Below are 24,295 nucleotides of genomic sequence, written 5' to 3' on the forward strand. Positions count from 1 at the left end.
GCGCAGGCACTGTGCTCAATGGTGAGCTCACAAGCTCGCTCACTTGTCCGCCTCCGCCGTCACGGTCTCTTCCTTGTCCGCCGCCGCGCTCGCGCGCACCGCCTCGTACACCAGCTCCACCAACGCTTCGTCACCGTCCCGCCGCCCGAACGCCGCGGCGGCATTTGCCATCTCGTCCAGCTTCTCGCGATCGGCGTACAGCGGCAGCAGATTCGCCGTCAGCCACGCCGGGGTCAGTTCGTCGTCGTCCACCATGAGGCCGCCGCCCGCGCGGACCACCTGCTGCGCGTTCAGCCGCTGCTCACCGTTGCCTATCGGCAGCGGCACGTATACCGCGGGCAGGCCGACGGCGGCGAGCTCGGAGCAGGTCATCATCCCGCCGCGGCAGAGCACCGCGTCGGCCGCCGCGTACGCCAGATCCATCCGGTCCAGGTACGGCACGCGCACGTAGCGGGCACCGGAGACCGCGACCTCGTCGCCCTCCCGCCAGGCGCCGCGGCCGAGCGCGTGCACGATCTGCACGCCGGCCGCCGAGAACTCCTCGGCCGCGCCCTCGATCGCCTCGTTCAGCCGCCGGGCGCCCTGCGAACCGCCGAACACGAGCAGGGTCTTGAGCTCCGGCCGCAGCCCGAAGAACTCCACCGCCTCGGCACGCAGGGCCTGCCGGTCCAGGCCCGAGATCATCTGGCGCAGCGGCATGCCCAGGTAGCGCCCGCCGCCGAGCCGGCAGTCGGGGGACCCGGTCGCGATCCAGTCCGTCATCCGCGCGCCGATCCGGTTCGCCAGGCCAGGCCGCACGTTCGCCTCGTGCACCACGATCGGCACCGAGCGGCGGCGCGCGGCGAAGTAGGCGGGCAGCGCGACGTAGCCGCCGAAGCCGACGACGACGTCCGCGGCGGCCTTGTCCAGCACCTCGGCCGCGAGGCGCACGGTCCCGGCCAGCCGGGAGGGGACGGTGAACACGTCCATCGTGGGCCTGCGCGGCAGCGGGACGGCTGGGATCAGCTCGAGCGGATAGCCGCGCTGCGGGATGAGCCTGGTGTCCAGGCCCTTCGTCGTGCCGAGGCAGGTGATCTCGGTCCGCTCGTCCCGGCGGCGCAGCGCGTCGGCCAGCGCGAGGGCCGGTTCGATGTGCCCGGCGGAGCCGCCGCCGGCCAGCACCACGTGCAGCGGAGGATCTTCGGTCACGAGGGGTTTCCCAACTTCTCGGCGGCGCGATCGCGAGCCTTGGGGGTACGCGAGCCGAGCTTAGCGGGTGCCGGGGCGCCGGAGGAGGCGTCGTCCGGAAGATCGTCGACCTCGCCGCGCCGGTACTGGGTGCGGGCGAAGGAGAGCAGCATGCCGACCGCGGCCAGCGAGGGCAGCAGCGAGGAGCCGCCGTAGGAAACGAAGGGCAGCGGCACGCCCGCGATCGGCAGCGCGCCGAGCACCGCGCCGAGGTTGATCAGCGTCTGCGCCATCAGCCAGCCGGTCACGGCCGCGGAGGCGAGCCGGATGAACCCGTCCTGCGCGCTCAGCGCTATCCGCAGCCCGGAGTACCCGACGAGGACGAACAGCGCGAGCACGGCCAGCGCCCCGAACAGGCCCATCTCCTCGCCGATGATCGCGAAGATGAAGTCGGTCTGCGCCTCGGGCAGCTGCCCCCACTTCTCCCGGCTGGCGCCGAGCCCGACGCCGAACCAGCCGCCGGAGGACAGCGCGCTGAAGCCCTGCGCGGCCTGGTACCCGGTGCCGGTGGGGTCGGCCGCGGAACTGGACAGGAACTCCGTGAACCGGCGAACCCGGCTCGGCCGGATCAGCACGGCGAGCGTCGCCAGCCCCGCCGCGCCCCCGGTCAGCACCGTGAACAGCCGCGCCGGCGCGCCGACCACGAACAGCAGGCTGAAGGCGATGGCCGCGATGACCATCGACGTCCCCATGTCGCCGCCGAGCATGACCAGGCCGATGATCACACCGGCCATCGGCAGCAGCGGCACGATCAGGTGGTCCCAGCTGGTGAGCCGCTTCTCCTTGCGGTCCAGCAGATCCGCGCCCCACAGCACCAGCGCGAACTTCGCGAACTCGCTCGGCTGAATGGTCAGCGGCCCGAGCACCAGCCAGTTCTGGTTGCCGCCGGTCGACACCTGCCCGAACGCGAGCACCGCGACCAGCAGCAGCAGCGTGACGATCAGCAGCGGATACGCCATCAGCCGGTACACCCGCACCGGCAGCCGCGCCGCCACGATCAGCAGCGGCACCCCGATCGCCGCCGACGCCGCCTGCTTCGCGATCGTCCCCAGCTCCGGCTTCCCGGTGACCAGGTTGTTCGTGGTGGACGCGGAGTAGACCTCGAGCAGCCCGATCCCCACCAGCAGCGCCGTGGCCCCGATCAGTATGAAGTAGGGCGCCATCGGGTGCCGCAGCCACTGCCGGGCCTGCGCAAGCCCGGTCCGCGCCCGCACCACCACGCCCATCCGCCGCCTGACCTCTCCGCCGCCCGTGACTCTCGCGAGGTTAGCGCATGACCCTATTAAGCCGGGTCACCGCCACGGGAATGCGCGAGACCGAAGACGGCAACGGCCGAGCGGGGACACATCCCCGCTCGGCCGACTTCACGATCGGATCGCAACCGATCTTGTGCGCTAACCGCGCGCGGCCTTCCTTGCCTTGACGGCCTTGGCGAAGAGGTCGCCGCGCTCGTTGTAGGAGACGAACATGTCCATTGAGGCGCAGGCGGGGGCCAGCAGGACGGTGTCGCCTTGCTGGGCCAGTTCGGCGGCGGCGTCGAGGATGAGGTCGATGGACGCTTCGGCGTCCAGGCCGGTGTCGGCGCCGCCGATGTCGCGGACGGGGACGTGCGGGGCGTTCTCGCGCAGGGCCTCGGCGATGACGGCGCGGTCTTGGCCGAGCAGGACGACGCCGCGCAGACGCTTGGCGGACTTCTCGACGAGGTCGTCGAACCGGGCGCCCTTGGCGAGGCCGCCGGCGATCCAGACGATGTGCTCGTAGGAGGCGAGGGACGCGGCCGCCGCGTGGGTGTTCGTGGCCTTGGAGTCGTCCACGTAGTCCACGCCGTCGAGCACGGCGACGAACTCGATGCGGTGCGGGTCCGGCCGGAAGTTGCGCAGGCCGTCGCGGACCGCCTCGACCGGGACGCCGTAGGCGCGGGCGAGGGCTCCGGCGGCGAGGGCGTTGGCGACGTTGTGCGGGGCGTGCGGTTCGACGTCGTAGATCGTGCCGAGTTCGGCGGCGGCGCTTCTGCGGTTCTCGATGAAGGCGCGGTCGGCGAGGATTCCGTCGACCACGCCGAGCATCGACAGGCCGGGGGCGCCGAGGGTGAAGCCGATGGCGCGGCAGCCTTCGACGACGTCGGCCTCCTCGACCATGTGCTCGGTCACCTTGTCGGCGACGTTGTAGACGCAGGCGATCTGGCAGCGCTCGTAGATCTTGGCCTTGGCCCTGATGTACTCGTCCATCGAGCCGTGCCAGTCGAGGTGGTCCGGCGCGATGTTCAGCACCGCGGCGGCGAGCAGGCTCAGCGACTCGGACCAGTAGAGCTGGTAGCTGGAGAGTTCGATCGCGAGGACTTCGTAGGGGTCCTGCGCGAGGACGGCGTCCACCATGGGGAATCCGACGTTGCCGCAGGCGACCGCGCGCTTGCCGGCCGCCTCCAGCATCGCGGCGAGCATGCGGACGGCCGTGGTCTTGCCGTTGGTGCCGGTCAGGCCGAGCCACGGCGCGAAGGAGCCGTCCGGCAGCGGCTTGCGCAGCCGCCACGCCAGCTCCGCGTCGCCCCAGACCGGGATCGCGGCCTCGCGGGCGGCGGCGACGATCGGGGCGGACGGCGGGATGCCGGGGACGACGACCAGCAGCTCGCAGCCCTCCGGCAGCGTCTTGTCGTCGCCGAGTCGCAGCGCGGCGCCGCGTTCGGCCACCGGAGCCGAGCGCTCGGCGGTCTCGGCGTCGTCGTAGCGGTCGCACAGCAGCACGTCCGCGCCCAGGTCCAGCAGCGCGTACGCGGCGGAGATGCCGACCACCCGCGCGCCGACCACGCACACGCGCAGCCCTTCCCACGGAACGGATGCGACACCGTACGGGTCGGGCTCGCGCCAGTCGATCGCGTCCGCGCTCTCGTTGCTCATGCCGTGCTACTCGCTCCGTCTCACTTCGTCGCCGCGAATCCGCCGTAGAACACGCCAAGACTCAACGCGACGCATAAACCTGCGATGATCCAGAATCTGACGACGACGTTGACTTCCTGCCAGCCGAGCATCTCGAAGTGATGGTGCAGCGGCGCCATCTTGAACACCCGTTTGCCCTTGCTGGCCTTGAAGTAGCCGACCTGGATGATGACCGAGAACATCTCCAGCAGGAACAGGCCGCCGATGATCACCGCGAGCAGTTCGGTGCGCGAGCAGATCGCCAGGCCCGCGAAGGCGCCGCCGAGCGCGAGCGAACCGGTGTCGCCCATGTAGATCTTGGCCGGGGCCGCGTTCCACCACAGGAATCCGAAGCAGGCGCCCATCAGCGCGGCGGCCACGATCGCGAGGTCCAGCGGGTCGCGCACCTCGTAGCAGCCCTTGCTCGGCGAGGAGCCGCAGCTCTGGCCGTACTGCCACACGCCGATCACCACGTACGCGGAGAACGCCATCACCGACGCGCCGGTGGCCAGGCCGTCCAGACCGTCCGTCAGGTTCACCGCGTTCGACCAGCCCGCGATGATCAGGTAGGCGAAGACCACGAACAGCACGGGACCCAGACTCAGCCAGCCGATGTCGTAGAGGAACGACACGTGGTCGCTCGCCGGGGTCAGCCCCATCGAGTTCGGGAAGTGCAGCACCAGCACCGCGAACACGACCGTCACGATCGACTGGCCGACCAGTTTCGCCTTGGCGCGCAGGCCGAGCGAGCGCTGCCGGAAGATCTTGATGAAGTCGTCCACGAAGCCGACCGCGCCCAGACCGGTCATCAGGAACAGCACCAGCAGCGCCGAGTCCGTCGGCCACTTCCCGGTGGCCAGCTTGGTGACGAAGTAGGCGAACAGCGTGGAGAGCACGATGACGGTGCCGCCCATGGTGGGCGTGCCGCGCTTGACCTGATGGGTCTGCGGGCCGTCCTCGCGGATCTCCTGGCCGTAGCCGCGCTTGGCGAAGAACTTCACCGCCATGGGCGTGCCGATCAGCGAGCACACCAGCGCGATCACGCTGGCGTACAGAACCGCTCTCATCATCGCTCGTCATCCTCCAGCAGGGCACGGGCCACCCGCCGCAGGCCGACGGAGTTGGAGGCCTTCACCAGGACCACGTCGCCGGGGCGCAACTGGGCGCGCAGCACGGCGATCGCCTCGTCCGGGTCGGCCACGGTCGCGGACTCCTGTCCGCCGGAGCCCTCATGCATCGCGCCGGCGTGGATCATCCGGGCCTCGGGGCCCACCGCCAGCACTCGGTCCACGCGCAGCCGCACGGCGAGCCGCCCGAGCGCGTCGTGCGCCTCGGCCGAGCTGTCGCCGAGTTCGGCCATCTGCCCGAGCACCGCCCAGGACCGGCCCGCGGAACGGGCGCGGGCGAGCGTCGCGAGGGCTTTGAGCCCGGCGCGCATCGACTCGGGGTTGGCGTTGTACGCGTCGTCGATCACGATGACGCCGTCCGCGCGGTGCGTCACGGTCATCCGGCCGCCGCTGAGCGGTTCGGCCGCGTCGATCCCCGCCGCGATCTCGGGCACGGTCATTCCCACACCGGTACAGACGGCGGCGGCGGCCAAGGCGTTGGAGACCTGGTGCTCGCCGACGAAGCGCAGTTGCGCCCGCGCCTCGACCCCGTCCACGCTCAGCGTGAAGCCCGCGCAGCTGTTCTCGTCGACGGTGACGTCCGCGGCCCGCACCCGGGCTGACGGCTGGTCACCGAACCACAGCACCGGGGCGTCCGAACGCTCCGCCATCCGCGCGACGTACTCGTCGTCCGCGTTGAGCACGGCGAGCCCGTCCTTCGGCAGCGCCTCGATCAGCTCGCCCTTCGCCGACGCGGTCGTCTCCTTGGAGCCGAACTCGCCGACGTGCGCGGTGCCGATGTTGAGCACCAGGCCGATGTTCGGCGGCGCGAGCTCGCACAGTTGCTTGATGTGGCCGACGCCGCGCGCGCCCATCTCCAGCAGCAGGTAGCGGGTGTTCTCGTCGGCGCGCAACACGGTCAGCGGCAGGCCGATCTCGTTGTTGAACGAGCCCTCGGTGAACACGGTCGGCGCGTGCGTCGCGAGCACCTGGCCGAGCAGGTCCTTCGTGGAGGTCTTGCCGGACGAGCCGGTCAGCGCGATCACGGTGGTCTCCGGCAGCCGCCGCAGCACCCCGCGGGCCAGCCGGCCGAGCGCGGCCTCGACGTCCCGGACGATCACCCCGGGCACGCCGACGTCGCGGCTGCCGAGCATCGCCGCCGCTCCGGCCTGGACCGCTCCCGCCGCGAAGTCGTGTCCGTCCGCGTTCGCGCCGTCGAAGGCCGCGAACAGGCCGCCGGGCACCGGCTTGCGCGAGTCCAGGAACGCGGGGCCGTCGACCACGAGCGCGGACCGCGTCCCCGCCGCGAGTTCGCCGTCCACGATCCCGGCGATCTCGTCGAGCGTGAGCGCGATCACCCGAGGGCCTCCTGCCGACCCGCGTGCTGGATAGCGGCGCGCAGTACCGCCGCGTCGTCGAAGGGGTGGATCACTCCGGCGATCTCCTGACCTTGTTCGTGTCCCTTGCCGGCCACCACCACGGTGTCGCCGGGTTCGCTGCGCCCGACCGCGCGGGCGATGGCCTCGGCGCGGTCCGCGCAGACCTCGACCTCGGCGTGCGCGCCCGCGGCGACCGCCTCGCGCGCCCCGGACTCGGCGGCCGCGAGGATCAGCAGCGGGTCCTCGGAACGGGGATTGTCATTGGTGAGGACCACTTCGTCGGCGCCTCGCGCGGCGGCCGCTCCCATCAAGGGCCTCTTCGCCCGATCGCGGTCGCCTCCGCAGCCTACGACAATACGCAACTTCCCCCGGGTCACCGGACGCAGCGAGTCGAGCAGGGTGCTGATGGCGTCGGGGGTGTGCGCGTAGTCGACGATCGCCAGAAACGACTGCCCGGCGTCGATCGGCTGGATCCGCCCGGGCACGCCCGCCACGCCGGCCACGCCGGAGATCGCCGCCTCGGCGTCCACCCCGGCGCCGATCAGGCTGACCACGGCGGTCAAGGCGTTGGCCACGTTGAAGGCGCCGGGCAGACGAACGCCGGCGCGGCGGCGGGTGCCGTCCGGGCCGACGAGATCGAAGCTCGAACCGTCCGGCGCGAGGTCGACGTTCTCCGCGCGCCAGTCCGCGTCGGCGGCGCCGGAAGGTGAGATTGTCCACACTCGCACGCCGAGCGACGCGGCGCGCTCGGCGATCCGGCGGCCGTACCGGTCGTCGGTGTTGACGACGGCCAGCTGCGTGTAGGCCGGGGTGAACAGCTTCGCCTTGGCCTCGAAGTAGTCCTCGAAGTCGGCGTGGAAGTCCAGGTGATCCTGCGTCAGGTTCGTGAAGGCGGTGACGCGGTAGCGGATCCCGGCGGTGCGTCCGTAGGCCAGCGCGTGGCTGGAGACCTCCATGGCGACGGCCTCGACCGACTCGCGCCGCATCGCCTCGAGCAGCGCCTGCAGGTCGGGCGCCTCGGGCGTGGTGCGCACCGACTTGACCGCGAGGTCGCCGATCCGGGTGCCGGTGGTGCCGATGACGCCGGTGTGCAGGCCCGCCGCGCGCAGCCCGCCCTCCATCAGGAAGCTCGTCGTCGTCTTGCCGTTGGTGCCGGTGATCCCGAGCATCGTCATCGCCTCGGCCGGCCGGCCGTAGAGCGCGACCCCGATCCGCCCGAGCACCGCCCGCACCTCGGGCACGATCACCAGCGGCAGCCCCGAGTCGACCGCGGTCTTCGCGCCCTGCTCGTCGGTGAGCACCGCGACCGCGCCGAGCCGGGCCGCGTCCGCCGCGAACTGGGCCCCGTGCACGGAGGCTCCGGGCACCGCCGCGTACAGGTCGCCGGGGCGCACGGCCCGCGAGTTCATCGTGAAGCCGCTCACCGAAAGCGCGCGATTCGCGTCCGGCCCGAGGATCCGCACCTGATCGATCGACTCGACGAGTTCGCCGAGCGGACGAGCCGGGACGGCCCGCGGACGCGGATCGGCCTTCGACTCCGGGGTGGTTTCGGAACTGGACTGCTTGGGCACGTCGGCAGGCTACCGCTTAATCAGCCCGACGCGTGCCACGCCCCGCGCCCGGACCGCGCGCGGCGGCGAGCGGTTGCCGATCTATTACCAAGCCGCTACCAGGTGATCGGCAAGTTCGGGGTTTTCGTGCCGGTCGGCGCCACGCCCTGCTCCTGCAATGCGTAAGACATCACTTTTTGGAAAACCGGCGCGGAGACCGAGCCGCCGAAGTAGTTGGCGCCTTGCGGGCCCTCCACGTAGACCCCTATCACCAGTTGGGGATTGTCCGCGGGCGCGTATCCGATGAACGACGCGGTGTATCCGCAGTAACCGCCGCAGCTGGCCACGTAGCGGTTCGCGGTGCCGGTCTTGCCGGCCACCCGATAGCCGGCGATCTGCGCGGATGTACCGGTACCGGCATCCGAGACGACCGATTCCATCATCGAGGAAACCTGCTTCGCGGTGGACGCGGAGACCACCTGGGTGCGCGGCGGGGCCGCGGCGGCGGTGAATTTGCCGTTCCCGTCCACATATCCCTTGACCAGTGTCGGGGTGACGCGCACGCCCTCATTCGCGATCGTGGCGTAAACACTGGTGGCCTGGACCGCGTTCACCGAAAGGCCTTGGCCGAACGCCACGGTGTACTGCTGCGAATGGTTCCAGTCCGCGGACGAGGCGAGGATGCCGGGCGATTCACCGGGCAGGCCGAGTCCGGACTGCCGGCCGAGCCCGAAGGCGGAGAAGTAGTCGTACAGTATGGCGTTGCGCTCGGCCATGTTGTTCGGCGCGAGCTGCAGGGACGTCAGGTCGGTGCCGATGTTGCTCGACTCGGCCAGGATCCCGTTGAGCGTCAGGTGCTCGGTGCCGTGGAAGTTGTCGTCGTGCACGACGTAGCCGTCGCCGGTGTTCAGCGTCGGCGGCACGACCACCTCGGTCCGCGGATTGGTGACGCCCTGCTGGATCTCCGCGGACATCGTGATGACCTTGGCGACGGAGCCGGGCTCGAACACGTCCGAGAGTGCGGCGTCGCCCAACTCCGCGCTGGTCGCCGTTCCCGGATTGTTAGGGTCGAAGGTCTGCGAGGTGGCCAGCGCCAGGACCGCGCCGCTGCGCGGATCCATCACGACGACCGTGCCGAGAGCCGCCTTGGTCTTCGAGACCTCGTCGTTGATCGCCTGCTGCGCCGCATACTGGATCTTGCTGTCGATGGTGGTCTCGACCGAGGCGCCGTTGACTGCGGCCTGCTCGTTGATGCCGGTGGTCGGGATCTCGTAGCCGTACGCGGCCTGGTACGAGATCTTGCCGTTGGTTCCGGAGAGCAGCGAGTTGTACTCGGACTCGAGACCGGAGCCGCCCGCACCCTGCGAGTTGACCAGGCCGACGACGTTCGGGGCGATCGCGCCCTGCGGATAGACGACCTTCGGGTCCTGGTTGCCGGTGATGCCGACCAGGCCGAGCGCCTTGATCTGCTTCCACACGGTCGGGGTGACCTGCTTCTCGAGCACCGCGTACTGCGAACTCGAGTTCGCCAGCTTGCCGCGCAGCGCGGCGACGTCCACGCTGCCGGCCGGGTTGCCGAGGTACGCGGCGAGCTTCGAGGCGTAGACGGCGGGATCCTGCTTCTGCTGGGCGATGAGCAGCGGGTCGGCGATGACGTCGACCGCGTCCACGGACTCGGCGATCGGCTGGCCGGAGGCGTCCAGTATCGAGCCGCGCGTCGAGTACAGCGTGACGTCGGCGGTCCGGTCGGCGGCTGCCTTCGCGGCGTACCCTCCGGCGTCGGTCACCTGCAGTTGCACGAGCCGTCCGCCGTAGAGGGAGAAGACGAAGGCGAGGGCGAACATTCCGGCGCGCAGACGGTGCTTCGGGCGGCCGAGGCGCAGTGCAGTGGCGGTGCGGGGTCGGGCGGGACGCGGCGGCTGCGGCGGTTGGGTCATCGCGGGCTCCCGCTGGTGTTCGGGCTTGCGGAGGTACTCGCGGACGTCGATCTCGACGGCGACGCGCTGCCGCTCGCGGACGAGCTGGTGGTCGACGTCGGCGTCGGGGAGGCGCTGGCCGTCGGCGTGGGAGTGGGAGTCGGCGAGGGGGTGGGCGCCGGGGACGCGGTGCCCAGCACGGCTCCGCTCGTCGGGTTCAGGAACGCCGGCTGCGGGTTCGGCACCAGGCCGAGCGCCGCCGCCTGCGAGGCCAGGCTGGAGGGGGCGGACAGTCCGGCGAGCTGCTGGGACAGCTGCTGCTCACGGTCCGTCAGCGAGGCCTGCTTCTGCTGGGCCTGCTGTATCTGGATGGAGTTGTCGTCCATCGCCGTGTTCAGCATCAGCAGGCCGACCAGGCCCACGGCGAGCACGCCGAGCACGAGCAGTGCGAAGGGGATCGCGGATCGGCGCCCGGCGAAACCCTCGATCACGGCCAGCCGGGGTCCGGCTCCTGCTCGGGGGGTGCGCTTCGCGGGTCGATCGGACATGACGGCCAGTATTGCGCACCAGCCTGAGTTGTGACGGAATGTCAGCGCGCGGTCAGCCCGTGAACCGGGCCCGCACCGATCCCGTACGCACCCGCTCGGCCGCCCGGAACTTGGCGGACGCGGCGCGCGGATTGGCCTCGACCTCGGCTTCGGTCGGTTCCTGCGCTCCGCGTGTCAGCAGCTTCAGGATCGGCTCGGTTCCCGGCGGAGCGATCGGCAGGCCGCGCGGCGCGGTGGACTCGGCCCCGGCCGCGAAGACCCGCTTGACCAGGCGGTCCTCCAGCGAGTGATACGACAGCACCGCGATACGGCCGCCCACGGCCAGCAGGTCCACCGCGCGCGGGATCGCCCGGTTGAGCACCTCGAGCTCTCCGTTGACCTCGATCCGCAGCCCCTGGAACGCGCGCTTGGCCGGGTGCCCGCCGGTACGCCGCGTGGCCGCCGGGATCGACTCGCGCACCAGCTCGGCGAGCTCCCCGGTCCGCTCGATCGGCGCCTTCGAACGCCGCGCCACGATCGCCTGGGCCACGCGTTTGGCGAAGCGCTCCTCGCCGTAGTCGCGCAGGATCCGCGTCAGATCACCGACCGGGTACGTGTTCACCACGTCGTGCGCGGTGAGCGAGGCGGTCTGGTCCATCCGCATGTCCAACGGAGCGTCATACGCGTACGCGAAGCCGCGCTCGCGCATATCGAGCTGCATCGAGGAGACGCCGAGGTCGAACAGCACGCCGTGGATACGTTTGATGCCCCGGTCGGCGAGCACGTCCGGCAGCTCGTCGTACACGGCGTGCACGGCCTCGAAGCGCTCGCCGAACGGAGCCAGCCGCGCCCGGGAACGCTCCAGGGCCTCCGGGTCGCGGTCGAGCCCGAGCAGACGAGCCTTCGGATAGCGCGTGAGCAGCGCCTCGCTGTGCCCGCCGAGACCGAGGGTGCAGTCGACGAGGACCGCGTCCTGGACCGCGTCGGCCGCGTCGAGGGCCTGCACGCACTCGGTGAGCATCACCGGGATGTGCGCGACCACCGCTGCCTCCGCTCCAAGATCCTCAAGGTGACGAACCCCTGGAGTCTACAAGTGCGCTCAGGCCGTCTCCCGCACGACGAGCTGTCCCGGCAGGATCACCGCGGCCGGTTCCTGGCCGTCGAGCAGCGCGAGCAGCAGCCGGACCATCTCCTCGCAGATCCGCTTCCACGGCTGGCGGACGGTGGTCAGGGCGGGCCGCGCCGCGGCCGCGGACGGGGAGTCGTCGAAGCCGACCACCGCCACGTCGCCCGGCACCGCGCGCCCGGCCCGGTCCAGCGCGTCCATCGCGCCCAGGGCCATCAGGTCGGAGGCGACGAACACCGCGTCCAGGTCCGGGGTCTGCTTGAGCAGCCGCTCCATCGCCAGCTGGCCGGAGATCCGGGTGTAGTCGCCGTGCGCGACGAGGTTCTGATCGTAGGTCAGTCCGGACTGCTCGAGCCCCTCCTGGTAGCCCTTGAGCCGCTCCCGGCCGCCGGACAGGTCCAGCGGTCCGGTCACGGTGGCGATCCGGCGCCGGCCCAGCCGGGCGAGATGCGTCGTGGCCAGCCGCGCGCCCTCGACCTCGTTGACCGCCACGTACGCCAGTTCGCGCTCGTAGCCGATCGGCAGACCGCAGGCCACGGTCGGGATGCCGAGCGAGGCGAGCCGCCCGAACACCGGGTTGCCCGCGTGCGTCGAGACCAGCAGCGCGCCGTCGATGTGGCCGCTGGAGATGAAGCGCACCACGCGCTCGACGTCCTGCTCGCTGTCCGCGATGGACAGCAGCAGCGGCATGTCGTGCTCGGCCAGCGCCTGGGTGCAGCCGCGCAGCAGGACCTGGAAGTTCGGGTCCTCGAAGAACTTCTCCTGCGGCTCGGAGAGGATGAAGGCCACCGAGCCCGAACGCTGGGTCACCAGCGAACGGGCATGGGTGTTGACGACGTAGCCGGTCTGCTTTATCGCCTTGTTCACGGCGGCGAGCGCGGTCGGAGAGACGTTCACCCCGCCGTTGAGCACGCGCGAGACGGTGCCTCGGGAGACCCCGGCAGCCGCGGCCACGTCCTCGATCGTCGGGCGCCTGCGTCCGTTGTCCACGACCACTCCCCGTTCCCCCATCCTCGACGGGCCGGCATTGCGGCTCACTTTACCGATCCGGCACCGAGATCGACCCGCCAGAAACGCTGCAGCAGGAAGAACAACAGGATCAGCGGCAGGATCGACAGCAGCGAACCGAGCAGCACGAGCGTGTAGAGCGCGGGTTGCGAGGTGCCGGCGTCCAGCAGCGTGAACAGGCCCACGGTCAGCGGGTACTTGTTCTCGCTGCTCAGCATGAGCCAGGGCAGCAGGAAGTTGTTCCAGATGGCGACGAACTGGAACAGGAAGATCGTCACCAGGCCGGGCACCATCATCGGCACGCCGATGCGCAGGAAGGTGCGCCACTCGCCGGAGCCGTCCATCCTGGCCGCCTCGAGCACCTCGTCAGGCACCGAGGCGCCGGCGTAGATCCGCGCCAGGTAGATGCCGTAGGGCGAGATGATCGAGGGGATCAGCACCGCCCAGTACGTGTTGGCCAGCCCTATCTTGGCCACCAGCAGGTACTGCGGCACGGCCAGCACGACGGCCGGCACCAGCATGCCGACCAGGATCATGGTGAACAGGAAGCCCTTGCCGCGGAAGCGGTACTTGGCGAAACCGTAGCCGGTCAGCGCGGAGACCAGGGCGGACAGGATCGCGCCGCCGCCCGCGTAGAGCGCGGTGTTGAGCATCCAGGTCCAGAAGACGCCGCCGTCGTACGAGGTCAGGTTCCTGAAATTGGCCAGGAACGAGCCGCCGGGCCGGAACGCGGCGTAGCTGTCCAGCTGGGTGTTCGTCTTGCTCGCGGCGATCAGCACCCAGGCGATCGGCAGCAGCGCGTAGACGGCGCCGAGCAGCAGCACCGCCGTCGGCACCAGCGCCGCGCGGCGCGGCTTCGCCGGAGCCGTCCCCTGCGACGCGATGGTCAGCGCTCCGATACTCATCGGGCCTCGCCTCCGAAGATCTGCCGGTTGGTCAGCCGCAGCACGGCGACGGAGAGCACGAACATCAGCAGCGCGATGACGACGGACTCCGCGGCGCCGAGGTAGATGTCGTTCGCCGTGTAGGTGTCGCGGTAGACGGTCATCAGCGGCGTCCAGGTGGTCGAGACGCCGCCGTAGGAGATCTGGTGCATCGCGTACGGCTCGTTGAACACCTGCAGCGTGGCGATCGTGGAGAAGATCGCGGTCATGATGACGGCCGGCCGGATCATCGGCAGCTTGATCCGCAGCGCGATCTGCCGCTCGTTCGCCCCGTCGATCCTGGCGGCCTCGTACGCCTCCTGCGGCAGCGAGCGCAGCGCCGTGTAGAGCACCATCATGTTGAAGCCGGTGCCGCCCCACACGCCGATGTTCGCCACCGAGAGGAAGACGGTCCGCTGGCCGAAGAAGTCGATGCCCTGCACCCCGAACAGCGCGTGCAGCGTCGAGTTGATCGGCGAGAACGCGGGCAGGTACATCATGCCCCAGATCATCGAGCCGATCAGCGTCGGCACCGCGTAGGGCAGGAAGATCGCGATCCGGCCGAAGCGCTGGAACCTGACCCGCTGCGCGTCCAGGATGAGCGCGAAGACGGTGGCGAGGCCGAGCATGACCGGGATCAGGATGCAGCCGTAGAGCAGCGCGCGCAGCACGGACTGCCAGAACTCCCCGTCCTGGAACACGGCGGTGTAGTTGGCGAAGCCGGCGGAGACCTGCTTGCGCGCCCCGGCACCGAGACCGAGTCCCTGGACCTGCGTCTTCTGCGTGCTCAGGTAGATCGTCCAGCCGAGCGGGACCAGGAAGACCGCGGCGAAGAGCACGACGGCGGGGGCGATGAAGGCGTACGGGGTGCGCCGCGGGCTCGGACTCCAGCCGCGCCCGCCGCCGGGGCGGCCCCGCCGCGCCAGGGAGACGGACGCGGCGGGGCCGTGCTGCACGGAGGAGGTGGCCGTGGTCATGATCCGCTGACCGTGAAACCGCTGCTCTTCATGTCGGCGACGACCGACGACTGCAGCTTGCCGAGCGCGGAGAGGTAGCCGGCCTGAGTCTTGACCGTGCTGGCGAAGTCGTCGCTGAAGTCGCTGTAGGCGACGTCGACGTCCGGGCCCCAGGTGGCCGCGGCGGTCCGCGAGGAGTACTGCTTGGCCAGCGTGTAGAAGTCGGGCTGGTTCATGAAGGTCTGCGCCGGCAGCGAGGAACTCGACTCGGCGGAGAGCGACGCCGGGTAGATCGAGCCGTCCTGCACGAGCAGGTTGGTGCCCTGGGCGGACTGGTTGAGCCAGGCGATGAACTGCGCGGCCTGCTGCGGGTACTTGGAGTCCGCGGTCACCGAGGTGGCCGAGCCGCCCCAGGCGCCGGAGACGTCCTGGCCGGCGGACCACTGCGGCAGTTCGGCCATGGCCCACTTGCCCGAGGTGCCGGCGGCCGAGGAGGACAGGTCGCCCGGCGCCCACACCGCCGCGATCCAGCTCGCGTACTCGCCCGAGGAGAAGGACTTGTCCCAGCTCGCGGTCCACGCCGTCTGCGAGTCCACGGCGCCCTCCTGCACCAGGTTGCCCCAGTAGGAGGCGACCTGCTTCGCGGCCGGCGAGTCGATGCCCACCGACCAGGACGAGCCGGAGGCCGACCACCACTGGGCGCCCGCCTGCTGGGTCAGGCCCGCGAACAGGCCGGCGTCGGTGGTGGCGGTGTCGCCCATGTAGATGCTCGGGTCGTCCTTGTGCAGCTGCACGGCCTCCTGCTGGTACTGCGCCCAGGTCGTCGGCACCGCCAGGTGGTGATTCTTGAAGATGTCGGTGCGGTAGAAGAACGCCAGCGGGGCCGCGTCCTGCGGCACGCCGTAGAGGGCGCTGGTGCCGAGCGTCACCTGCGTCCACAGTCCGCTCGGGTAGTCGCTCTTGAGGCTCGCGTCGTACGACGATATGTCGGCCAGGTAGTTGTTCGAGACCATGGTCGGCAGCGACTGGTACTCGATCTGTGCCATGTCCGGCATGTCCTTGGCCTTGCCCGCCGTCAGCAGCTTGGCGAGCTCTGCGTCACCGCCTGCGGCCTCGGTGAACTTGATCTGTATGTCCGGGTGCGAGGCGTTCCAGACATTCACGACCTTCTGCATGTTGGGCACCCAGGACCAGAAGGTCAGTGTCACCTTCTGGGTGGAGTTCGCGCTGGGCGCAGAAGAGCCGCTGGACGAGCAGCCGGCCGCCAGGCCGGCCGCGGCCAGGGCGCAGACGGCGGCCTTGGCGGAGCGAGGGAACTTCATCGTCCACTCCTGTCGAGGGGGTGAGGGTGTGACGCTCGGTCACCGCGGTGACGCTGCGGGAGAAGCTGTTGTGAACGCTCCCAGATTCGTGACAGAATCCATTGCTGTCAAGTGGTGGTTCACCGCCGCACCGGTGAGCTACCGTTCTGTAACCATTTCGTGAGCGCTCCCAGGCCGTGCGGCCTGGGAGCGCTCACGAGGGGACTGTGCACGACTCGATTCTCTTCCGGTTCAGCGAGGAACGCCCATGACCGAGCACGTCCGACCTCTCGCCTACGGCGCGGACTACAACCCCGAACAGTGGCCCGAGGAGGTCTGGGCCGAGGACGCCCGGCTGATGCGCGAGGCCGGGGTCAACCTGGTCAACCTCGGCATCTTCGCCTGGCCGCTGCTCGAGCCGGAGCCGGGCGTCTTCGACTTCTCCCTGCTGGACAAGGTGATCGGGTACCTGGCCGAGGCGGGCGTGCAGGTCGATCTGGCCACCCCGACGGCGGCGGCGCCGAACTGGTTCCTGGCGCGGTATCCGCACGTGCGTCCCGTGATGGACGACGGCGTGGTGCTCGGCGGCTCCTCGCGCCAGACCTACTGCCCGCACTCGCCCGAGTACCGCGAGGCCTGTCTGCGCATCGCAGGTGTGCTCGCCGAGCGCTACGCCGCACACCCGTCGGTGACGATGTGGCACGTGCACAACGAGTACGGCGCTCCGACCGGCGAGTGCTACTGCGCGGTCTCGGCCGAGGCGTTCCGGTCGTGGCTGCGCGCGAAGTACCACACGCTCGACGCGCTCAACGAGGCCTAGACGGCGAAGTTCAGGGGCCAGCTGTACACGGCGTGGGAGCAGATCGACACCCCGAAGCGCACGCCGATGTCGGACGTGAACCCGGCGCACCGCCTCGACTTCCGCCGCTTCACCTCGGACTCGACGCTGGAGCTCTACACCGGCCAGCGCGACGTCATCAAGGCGGCGCTGGCCGCGGCGGGGCGCCAGGACGTCCCGGTGACCACCAACTTCCAGCTGATCAACTGCAAGGCGCTGGACTTCTGGAGCTGGGCGCGCGAGGTGGACGTGGCGGCGAACAACCACTACCTGACCGCCGAGGCCGCGGACAACCACATCGAGCTCGCGTTGACCGCAGACTTCACCCGCTCGATGCGCCGGGGCGAGCCGTGGATGATGATGGAGCACTCGACCGGAGCGGTCAGCTGGCAGCCGCGGAACATCGCCAAGCGGCCCGGCGAGATGCGTCGCAACACGCTGGCACACGTGGCGCGCGGCGCGGACGGCGCGCTGTTCTTCCAGTGGCGCGCCTCACGCGGGGGCGGCGAGAAGTTCCATTCGGCGATGCTGCCGCACGGCGGCACCGACACCCGGATCTGGCGCGAGGCCGTCGCGCTCGGCGCGGATCTCGGGGCACTGGGAGAGATCGCCGGTTCGCGGGTGGCCGCGGACGTGGCCGTGCTCTGGGACTGGGAATCCTGGTGGGCGCTGGAGCAGGTGTTCCGTCCGTCGGTGGATCTGAACTTCAAGGAGCGCCAGCTCGCCTACTACGAGCAGCTGTGGCGTGCGCATGTGCAGGTGGATTTCGCCCACCCGGCCGATGATCTCTCCGGCTACCGGCTGATCGTGGTGCCGCAGATGTATCTGTGCCGGGAGCAGTGGGGGAAGAATCTGCGCGATTACGTGGCCGGCGGCGGAACGCTGGTGGTGTCCTACTTCTCCGGCATCGTGGACGAGGACGACGCGATCCATCTCGGCGGCTACCCGGGCGTGCTGCGCGACCTGCTCGGCCTGACGGTGGGTGAGTTCCTGCCGCTTCGTTCCGGCGAACAGGTCGCGCTCACCGCGTCCGGGCAGGCGCACGGCGGTGTGTGGACCGAGGAGATCGAACTGCACGGCGCCGAGGCGGTCTACCGCTACAAGGACGGTCCGGCCGCCGGCGGCCCCGCCGTCACCCGGCATCGGCGCGAGCAGGGAACCGTCTGGTACGTCTCGACGAACCCGGATCCCGGGACGCTGCGGGAGATTCTGCGCGCGGCCGCCGCCGACGCGGGGGTCGAGTTCGACACCCGGACCCCCGGCACGCTCGAGCTGGTGGAGCGCAGGTCCGCCGCGGGCGCGCGGTTCCAGTTCCTGATCAACCACGGCGAGTACGCCGCTCCCGTGCCCTCGCCCGGCCTCGACCTGCTGACCGGCCAGGTGTGCACCCCCGCCGACCTCGTCCCGGGCGGCGCCGTCCGCGTGCTGCGCCTCGACGAGCGGCCCTGAGCCGCGGCTCGTCCCGCTGCACGACGCGCCCCGCCGGATCGCCCGGGATCCGGCGGGGGCGCCGCGCGTGTGGAGAACCGCTATCGGGCCGCGAAATCGGAGATCGCGGCCAGGGCGGTGTCGCTCAGGTTGAACATCGCCTTCGTCGTTGAACCCGTCCTCGGGGTTCACGAATACGCGCAGCGCACGTAGTTCAGCCCGGCAGCTGACATGATCTGCAGCGCGTTCTCCTTGGTGCCGGAGCTCGTGTAGTACACGCCGCCGTCCTGCTCACCTCGATAGAGGCTGGAGACATCCGCGCCGCGCACCGAGATCGGCGCCGAGCCCGCGGCGAAGGTGACGTCGTCGTAGTTGGTCCACGCGCTGGCTGTGCTGCTCGCTCCGCCTCACCGGACGGCCCGTCGTCGCGGCAGAGTTTTGGGAGCGCTTACCTGCTCAGCAGGGAAGTTTCAGCACGCTCGCGGGCACTTGTCGACGGCCCGGCCCGACCGGCTTGCCCGGCCGCCGGTTGACCTTGACCCTGGGGGAAGCCGCACCGTGGATTTCACCGGACGACCGGTCCGGTACGAGGGAGCGTTCCATGCGCCTGCTGAGCATCGGAGAGTTCGCACACGCCTCGCGCCTTTCGCCGAAGGCACTGCGCCTCTACGACGAGCTCGGCCTGCTGGTGCCGGCGCGTGTCGACCCCCACTCCGGCTATCGCCGTTATGCGGCGGAGCAGCTGGAGCCGGCCCGCCGGGTCGCCGCGCTGCGCCGGATCGGCGTGCCGCTGGCCGGGATCAAGCGGATGCTGCCGCTTGCGCCGGCCGACGCCGCCGCGGCGCTCGCCGAGTTCTGGTCGGGCGCGGAGGCCGAGCACGCCGCCCGGCGGAGCATGGCCGCCCTCCTCGCGGACGAACTCCAGGGAAGAAGGTCTCATATGTACGAGGTCGAGGTCAGAGACGTGCCGGAGCGCAAGCTGCTGTGCGTGGTCAGCCGGATGCACCAGGCCGAGCTGGTCGAGCGCAGCCGCGAGCTGTTCATCCGGCCGATCCAGGCGGCGGCTCTGCCGCAGGTGCCGGGGGACGCGGGTGCGGCGTTCATGATCTTTCACGGCGAGGTCAGCGGGGACAGCGACGGCCCGGTGGAGTGGTGCAAGCCGGTGCCGCAGGACCGGGCCGAGGAGTGTGCCGCGCTGCTGCCCCAGCTGACGCTGCGCACCGAGCCGGCGCACCAGGAGGCCTACGTCCGGCTCGCCGCCGCCGACATGGCGGACGGCGGCACCGAGGCCGAGCTGGCGCTACGCGACCTGCGCGACTGGGCGACGCGGGAGCGGCGCGAGCCGGGCGGCGCGATCCGGATGGTGCTCTCGCGCACGCTCGCCGACGGCGCGGACGCGCAGCAGCAGCGCCAGTTCGCCGTGCCGCTGCGCTGACGCCGACGCTGACACTGGACGGGCGCCGCGCCGGATCCCGCGGCGCGGGCCGAGCCGGGTGCGGTGTCAGACCGCGGTCTCGGGCCGCGGTGGCGGGTCGCCGTACCGGACGGTCTCGGGCCGCCCTACCGCGCCGCCGTACCGGACGGTCTCGGGTCGTCGTGGCGGGCGGTCTCGGGCCGCCGTACCGGGTCGCCCTACCGCGCCGCCGTGTCAGGGTTCGGACAGCAGGAAGCCGCCGTGGCCGACGGTCTCCGCCCGCTCGCACTGGAGGGAGAACTGGTGTGTGGCCGGCGCCGGGGAAGGTGCGTCAGCAACGGGAGCGGGTGGGGGCCGTGGGCCACGGCGGCGGGTCGTGCGGTCCGGCTCGCTCAGAAGCCGGAGCCAGAGAGCTCGGCCAGCACCTCCCCGGTCAGGTCGGCGAAGGCCGGTTCCTTCTCCTCGAGATACCGCTGCCACGCCACGGAGTCCCAGAGCTCGAAATGGGTGTCCGCGCCGACGACGGTGACCTCCCGGTCGAGGCCGGCATAGTCGCGCAGGTGCGCCGGAAGGGTCACCCGGCCCTGCTTGTCCAAGGTCTGCTCGCTCGCCCCCGCGTAGAGCACCCGCAGGTGGTCGCGCACCGCCTTCGGCGAGACGAGGCCGTTCGCCGCGGGCAGGGCCCTGATGCGCTCGGCGAGCTCGGTGAAGCGGACGGCGGGCCACACCGCGAGACAGCGCTCCTGCCCCTTGGTGATCACCAGCCGCTCCGTTCCGTCCACTCTGGCCGCCTCCTCGCGCAGCCGCGCGGGCAGGATGAGCCTTGCCTTGTCGTCCAGTCGTGGTTGGAAGGTGCCGAGGAACACGGCGCACCTCCCGACCGTCTCCCGGAACCCGGCTGGATCCAGGGAAAATACCAATGGAACCCGACAAGGCCCCACTTTCCCCCACTCTACTCCACTACGCGCCCGCTGGGCCGGATGGAGGACGCCCCCGGATTTGCTCTCCCGGTGACGGAATGAACCCACGTCCCTTGCGCACAGCCCGCATGAGTCGTGCACTATGTCCGGTGACACCCTTCCATCGGGAGGGAGGTACAGAGGGCACACGAGGGGAGGGTCCGTTGCCAGGCACAGTCGGGCAGCAGGGACCGCAGGCACTGGAACGCACTCAGGTCGACTGGCTCGCCGGCACGGTGCATCGGATCCAGGAGCGGATCGAGACCGTCGTCGAGGGGAAGGGCGAGGTGGTCAGGCTCGCGCTGACGGTGCTGCTCGCCGAGGGGCACCTGCTGATCGAGGACGTCCCCGGCGTCGGCAAGACGCTGCTGGCCAAGGCGATGGCGGGGGCGCTCGACTGCACGGTGCGCCGGATCCAGTTCACCCCCGACCTGCTGCCCTCCGACGTCACCGGCGTGACCGTCTACGACCAGCACAGGGGCGAGTTCGAGTTCAAGCCTGGCGCGGTGTTCGCGAACCTGGTGGTGGGCGACGAGATCAACCGCGCCTCGCCGAAGACGCAGTCCTCGCTGCTCGAGTGCATGGGCGAGCACCAGGTGACGGTCGACGGCGTGACCCATCAGCTCGAGCCGCCGTTCATGGTCATCGCCACCCAGAACCCGATCGAGATGGAGGGCACCTACCCGCTGCCCGAGGCGCAGCGGGACCGGTTCATGGCGCGGGTCGCCATGGGGTATCCGGCGCCCGCCGCGGAACTGCGCATGCTCGAAGGGCACACGCAGGCCAACCCGCTGGACGACCTGCAGCCGGTGGTGGGCACCGCCGATTTGGTCAAGCTGATCGAGACGGTGCGTTCCGTCTACGTCTCGGACGAGGTCAAGCAGTACGTCATCAACCTGGTCAGCGCCACCCGTGAACACTCGGACCTACGCCTCGGCGCCTCGCCGCGCTCGTCGCTGCACCTGGTGCGGGCGGCGAGGGCGCACGCGGTGCTCAGCGGCCGCGGCTTCGTGCTGCCCGACGACATCAAGCACCTGGCGATCACCGTGCTCGCGCACCGGCTGATCCCCACCGCGGAGGCCAGGATCGGCCGCCGCGACGCCCAGCAGATCGTCGCCGACCTGCTCGAGCGGGTACCGGTCACACTGACCGCGGGAGGTCATCGACGGTCGTGAGCGCTCGCCAGGCACTGCACACCTTCTCCACCGGGCTGACGGTCCGGGGCCGGGCGTTCCTGACTTCCGGGCTGGCGTCGATCGCCGCCGCGATCCTGCTCTCCTACCCGCCGCTGCTGCGGATCGGGGTGCTGCTCGCCGCGTTGCCCGTGGTCGCGGCCGTGATCACCGGCGCCTCGCGCTACCGCATCTCCTGCCGCCGGGTGCTGCAGCCGGCCCGGGTGCCGGTGGGCGCCTCCGCGCAGGTGCACCTGCGGCTGCAGAACGCGGCGCGGCTGCCGAGCAGCGCGCTGCTGGTCGAGGACCGGCTGCCGTACACCCTGGGCAGCAGGCCGCGGTTCATCCTGCGCCGGATCGAGCCGAGCGGGCACCGCAGGGTCGCCTACCGGATCCGCTCCGAGCACCGCGGGCGCTACGACATCGGCCCGCTCACCCTGCGCAGCGCCGATCCGCTCGGCCTGTTCGAGCTCAGCCGCTCCTTCACCGCGCAGCACACGCTCACCGTCGTGCCGCGGGTGCAGCCACTGCCGCCGACCAGGCTCGGCGCCCTGTGGTCGGGCCGGGGCGAGGGGCACGCGGCGTACGCGGCGGCGGCGGGCGAGGAGGACATCGGCGTGCGCGAGTACCGGCACGGCGACGACCTGCGCCGGATCCACTGGCGCGCCACGGCCCACCACGGCGAGCTGATGGTCCGCCGGGAGGAGCGCACCTGGCACAGCCAGTGCACGATCCTGGTCGACAGCCGGACCTCCGCGCACCGCGGCACCGGCCCGGCGGCGTCCTACGAGTGGGCCGTGTCGGCGGCGGCCTCCGCGGCGGTGCACCTGCTGAACCAGGGCTACCACGTGCGCTTGTCCACCGGGACCGGCGCCGGCCTGATACCGGCGGAGGACCAGGACACGGTGCTCGACGCGCTCGCGGTGGTCAAGCCGGTGCCGATCAGGGCGCTGAACCTGGACGAGTGGTCCGGCGGCGGTGCGGGCACACTGGCCGGCAGCGATCTGCTGGTGATCGCCTTCCTCGGCGAACTCGGGCCGGCCGACGCCGCCGAACTCGCCAGGGCACGTCCCGGCTCCGCGGGCGGGGTGGCGTTCCTGCTGGACACGGCGACCTGGGCGGGGCCGGTGACGCGGCCGATGGAGGACCGGGCGTTCCGCGACTCCGTGCGCATCCTGCTGGCCGGCGGCTGGCAGGTGGTGCCGGCCAGGGCCAACGACGACTTCGCCGAACTGTGGCGCGCGGCCGGCCGGCACGGCGCCGCGGAGGACCAGCCGTACCAGCAGCCGTACCGGCCGTTCGCCCCGGCGCTCGGTGCCGTTTCGCCGGCCGCCGCCGCGGCCGCGGCCGGACCGACGGTGCCGACCGACGGGACGGTACCGGCACCGGCCGCGACGACGACAGCAGCAGCGGCAGCGGCAGCGACGACAGGACCGGTCACAGGACCCGACGCACCGTCGAACCCGGGCGCCGCCAACGCGAACGGGGAGAGCCGCTGATGCCCCCGACACTGACCAACTCACGCTCCTGGCAACTGCCCGCGGCCGCGGTCTTCGCCACGATGAGCTCCTCGATCGGGCTCGGCCGGCTGATCCACCCGGGCCGGTGGGTGGCCATCGTGCTGCTCGCCGCCGTGCTGCTTGCGCTGACCGGCGTCGGACTGCGCCGACTGAACCTGGCGCGCGGGTTGATCGTGCTGGCCCAGCTCGTGGTCGTGCTGCTCGTCCTGACCGTGATCCTGGTGCACGGCTCCGCGATCGGCGGCGTCATCCCCGGGCCGGGCGCGGTGCGCGCGCTCTCGCACCGGCTGTCCGAGGGCGGATCCGACCTGCGCCAGTTCTCCCCGCCGGCGCCGGAGACGCCCGGCATCACGGCACTGATGGCGATCAGCGGCACCGCCTTCGCGTTCGTCATCGAACTGCTCGCGGTCACGCTGCGCCGACCGGTGCTGGCCGGCGCGCCGATCCTGGCCGTGTACCTGATACCCGCCACCCGGCAGCCAGGCGGCCTGAGCTGGCTCGCCTTCGCCTGCGCCGCGGCCGGGTACCTCGCACTGGTCGGCACGGACGGGCACGAGCGGCTCGGCCAGTGGGGGCGCACGGTGCAGCAGCGCACCGGCAGGCCGAGCATCGCCGGCGCCACCAACACCGGCCTGACCCGGCGGATCTCGGTGTGGGCGATCGCCGCCGCGCTCTTCCTGCCGCTGCTGGTCCCGGCCACTCCGCACCTGCTCGACCTCGGCGGCGGAGGCAGCGGCGGCGGGGGCGGGGGTGGCGGCACGATCTATCTCGACCAGAGCGTCAACATCTCCCAGGACCTCTCGAGTCCGCAGGCGGTGCCGCTGTTCACCTACCGGACCGACTCGACCACGCCGCTGCGCGAGTACCTCCAGCAGGAAGTGCTCACCCAGTTCAACGGCACCGAGTGGGACCCGCCGACCAACACCGTCGCGATGCCGTCCGGCGCGGTGGCGGTGCCGGGGCTGACCGACACGTCCGTCGCCCGGCAGAGTGTGAAACTGTCGGTCGACGTCACCGGCAACTTCGGCTTCAG

At 71.0% G+C, this 24,295-nt stretch carries 20 protein-coding genes and 1 pseudogene; 6 read left to right on the forward strand and 15 right to left on the reverse strand.

Annotated elements, in window-relative coordinates; all coding sequences use genetic code 11:
• Positions 1-39: 39 nt before the first annotated feature.
• The 13 genes from murG to VG296_RS16820 all read right to left on the reverse strand — a co-directional run bounded on the left by murG (position 40) and on the right by VG296_RS16820 (position 15,952).
• Positions 40-1,170, reverse strand: a complete 1,131-nt coding sequence (murG, locus tag VG296_RS16760; protein ID WP_349259584.1) for an undecaprenyldiphospho-muramoylpentapeptide beta-N-acetylglucosaminyltransferase — start codon at positions 1,168-1,170, stop codon at positions 40-42.
• Positions 1,171-1,184: 14 nt separating this feature from the next.
• The gene (gene ftsW / locus VG296_RS16765; RefSeq protein ID WP_325566669.1) at positions 1,185-2,453 is read right to left on the reverse strand and encodes a putative lipid II flippase FtsW; all 1,269 of its coding nucleotides are present in this window, start codon (positions 2,451-2,453) and stop codon (positions 1,185-1,187) included.
• 168 nt (positions 2,454-2,621) lie between these two features.
• The gene (murD, locus tag VG296_RS16770) at positions 2,622-4,121 is read right to left on the reverse strand and encodes a UDP-N-acetylmuramoyl-L-alanine--D-glutamate ligase (protein ID WP_325566670.1); all 1,500 of its coding nucleotides are present in this window, start codon (positions 4,119-4,121) and stop codon (positions 2,622-2,624) included.
• A 20-nt stretch (positions 4,122-4,141) separates the two neighbouring features.
• The gene (gene mraY, locus VG296_RS16775) at positions 4,142-5,206 is read right to left on the reverse strand and encodes a phospho-N-acetylmuramoyl-pentapeptide-transferase (RefSeq protein ID WP_349259585.1); all 1,065 of its coding nucleotides are present in this window, start codon (positions 5,204-5,206) and stop codon (positions 4,142-4,144) included.
• Positions 5,206-6,603 carry a UDP-N-acetylmuramoyl-tripeptide--D-alanyl-D-alanine ligase gene (locus tag VG296_RS16780; RefSeq protein WP_325566672.1) on the reverse strand — a complete coding sequence of 466 codons (1,398 nt, stop codon included), beginning with the start codon at positions 6,601-6,603 and terminating at the stop codon, positions 5,206-5,208. The genes mraY and VG296_RS16780 overlap by 1 nt, the downstream gene beginning before the upstream one ends.
• Positions 6,600-8,195: a UDP-N-acetylmuramoyl-L-alanyl-D-glutamate--2,6-diaminopimelate ligase gene (locus tag VG296_RS16785; protein WP_325566673.1), complete on the reverse strand. Its 1,596-nt coding sequence runs from the start codon at positions 8,193-8,195 to the stop codon at positions 6,600-6,602. Before VG296_RS16785 ends, VG296_RS16780 begins: the two co-directional genes overlap by 4 nt.
• 95 nt (positions 8,196-8,290) lie before the next feature.
• Positions 8,291-10,111: a penicillin-binding protein 2 gene (locus VG296_RS16790; protein ID WP_325566674.1), complete on the reverse strand. Its 1,821-nt coding sequence runs from the start codon at positions 10,109-10,111 to the stop codon at positions 8,291-8,293.
• Positions 10,108-10,638, reverse strand: coding sequence for a hypothetical protein (locus VG296_RS16795; protein ID WP_325566675.1), 531 nt, complete (start codon positions 10,636-10,638; stop codon positions 10,108-10,110). Before VG296_RS16795 ends, VG296_RS16790 begins: the two co-directional genes overlap by 4 nt.
• Positions 10,639-10,690: 52 nt before the next feature.
• Positions 10,691-11,659: a 16S rRNA (cytosine(1402)-N(4))-methyltransferase RsmH gene (rsmH, locus tag VG296_RS16800; RefSeq protein WP_325566676.1), complete on the reverse strand. Its 969-nt coding sequence runs from the start codon at positions 11,657-11,659 to the stop codon at positions 10,691-10,693.
• A gap of 57 nt (positions 11,660-11,716) precedes the next feature.
• Positions 11,717-12,754 carry a LacI family DNA-binding transcriptional regulator gene (locus tag VG296_RS16805; protein WP_349259587.1) on the reverse strand — a complete coding sequence of 346 codons (1,038 nt, stop codon included), beginning with the start codon at positions 12,752-12,754 and terminating at the stop codon, positions 11,717-11,719.
• A 23-nt stretch (positions 12,755-12,777) separates the two neighbouring features.
• Positions 12,778-13,656, reverse strand: a complete 879-nt coding sequence (locus VG296_RS16810; protein WP_325566678.1) for a carbohydrate ABC transporter permease — start codon at positions 13,654-13,656, stop codon at positions 12,778-12,780.
• Positions 13,653-14,651, reverse strand: a complete 999-nt coding sequence (locus VG296_RS16815; protein WP_325566679.1) for a sugar ABC transporter permease — start codon at positions 14,649-14,651, stop codon at positions 13,653-13,655. Before VG296_RS16815 ends, VG296_RS16810 begins: the two co-directional genes overlap by 4 nt.
• Positions 14,648-15,952 (reverse strand): ABC transporter substrate-binding protein, encoded by a 1,305-nt coding sequence (locus tag VG296_RS16820; RefSeq protein ID WP_325566680.1) that lies wholly within the window; start codon positions 15,950-15,952, stop codon positions 14,648-14,650. Before VG296_RS16820 ends, VG296_RS16815 begins: the two co-directional genes overlap by 4 nt.
• Before the next feature lie 247 nt (positions 15,953-16,199).
• Between VG296_RS16820 and VG296_RS16825 the strand changes: the two are divergent.
• Positions 16,200-17,348, forward strand: a pseudogene (locus VG296_RS16825) (beta-galactosidase); the annotation flags it as partial.
• A gap of 60 nt (positions 17,349-17,408) precedes the next feature.
• Positions 17,409-18,218: a beta-galactosidase gene (locus tag VG296_RS16830; protein WP_325566689.1), complete on the forward strand. Its 810-nt coding sequence runs from the start codon at positions 17,409-17,411 to the stop codon at positions 18,216-18,218.
• Positions 18,219-18,385: 167 nt separating this feature from the next.
• Here the strand turns inward: VG296_RS16830 and VG296_RS16835 are convergent, their stop codons facing one another.
• The gene (locus tag VG296_RS16835; RefSeq protein ID WP_325566681.1) at positions 18,386-18,526 is read right to left on the reverse strand and encodes a glycosyl hydrolase 53 family protein; all 141 of its coding nucleotides are present in this window, start codon (positions 18,524-18,526) and stop codon (positions 18,386-18,388) included.
• Between the two features lie 272 nt (positions 18,527-18,798).
• Here VG296_RS16835 and VG296_RS16840 point away from each other — a divergent pair, with 272 nt between their 5' ends.
• Positions 18,799-19,632 carry a MerR family transcriptional regulator gene (locus tag VG296_RS16840; protein WP_325566682.1) on the forward strand — a complete coding sequence of 278 codons (834 nt, stop codon included), beginning with the start codon at positions 18,799-18,801 and terminating at the stop codon, positions 19,630-19,632.
• Positions 19,633-20,003: 371 nt separating this feature from the next.
• On the opposite strand, the gene mraZ is transcribed toward VG296_RS16840, so the two are convergent.
• Entirely contained in the window at positions 20,004-20,477 is a 474-nt protein-coding gene (gene mraZ / locus VG296_RS16845; protein WP_325566683.1) for a division/cell wall cluster transcriptional repressor MraZ, read from the reverse strand.
• Positions 20,478-20,734: 257 nt separating this feature from the next.
• Here mraZ and VG296_RS16850 point away from each other — a divergent pair, with 257 nt between their 5' ends.
• From VG296_RS16850 to VG296_RS16860, 3 genes are all read left to right on the forward strand, one after another.
• Complete coding sequence (locus tag VG296_RS16850; protein ID WP_325566684.1) at positions 20,735-21,745, forward strand: AAA family ATPase; 1,011 nt, start codon at positions 20,735-20,737, stop codon at positions 21,743-21,745.
• On the forward strand, positions 21,742-23,241 hold the full coding sequence (locus tag VG296_RS16855) for a DUF58 domain-containing protein (RefSeq protein ID WP_325566685.1): 1,500 nt from the start codon (positions 21,742-21,744) through the stop codon (positions 23,239-23,241). The genes VG296_RS16850 and VG296_RS16855 overlap by 4 nt, the downstream gene beginning before the upstream one ends.
• The coding region (locus tag VG296_RS16860; protein WP_325566686.1) for a DUF3488 domain-containing protein at positions 23,241-24,295 on the forward strand (1,055 nt) is incomplete at its 3' end. The genes VG296_RS16855 and VG296_RS16860, both read left to right, overlap by 1 nt.

This window comes from Actinospica sp. (genome assembly GCF_035552695.1).
Lineage (GTDB): Bacteria > Actinomycetota > Actinomycetes > Streptomycetales > Catenulisporaceae > Actinospica.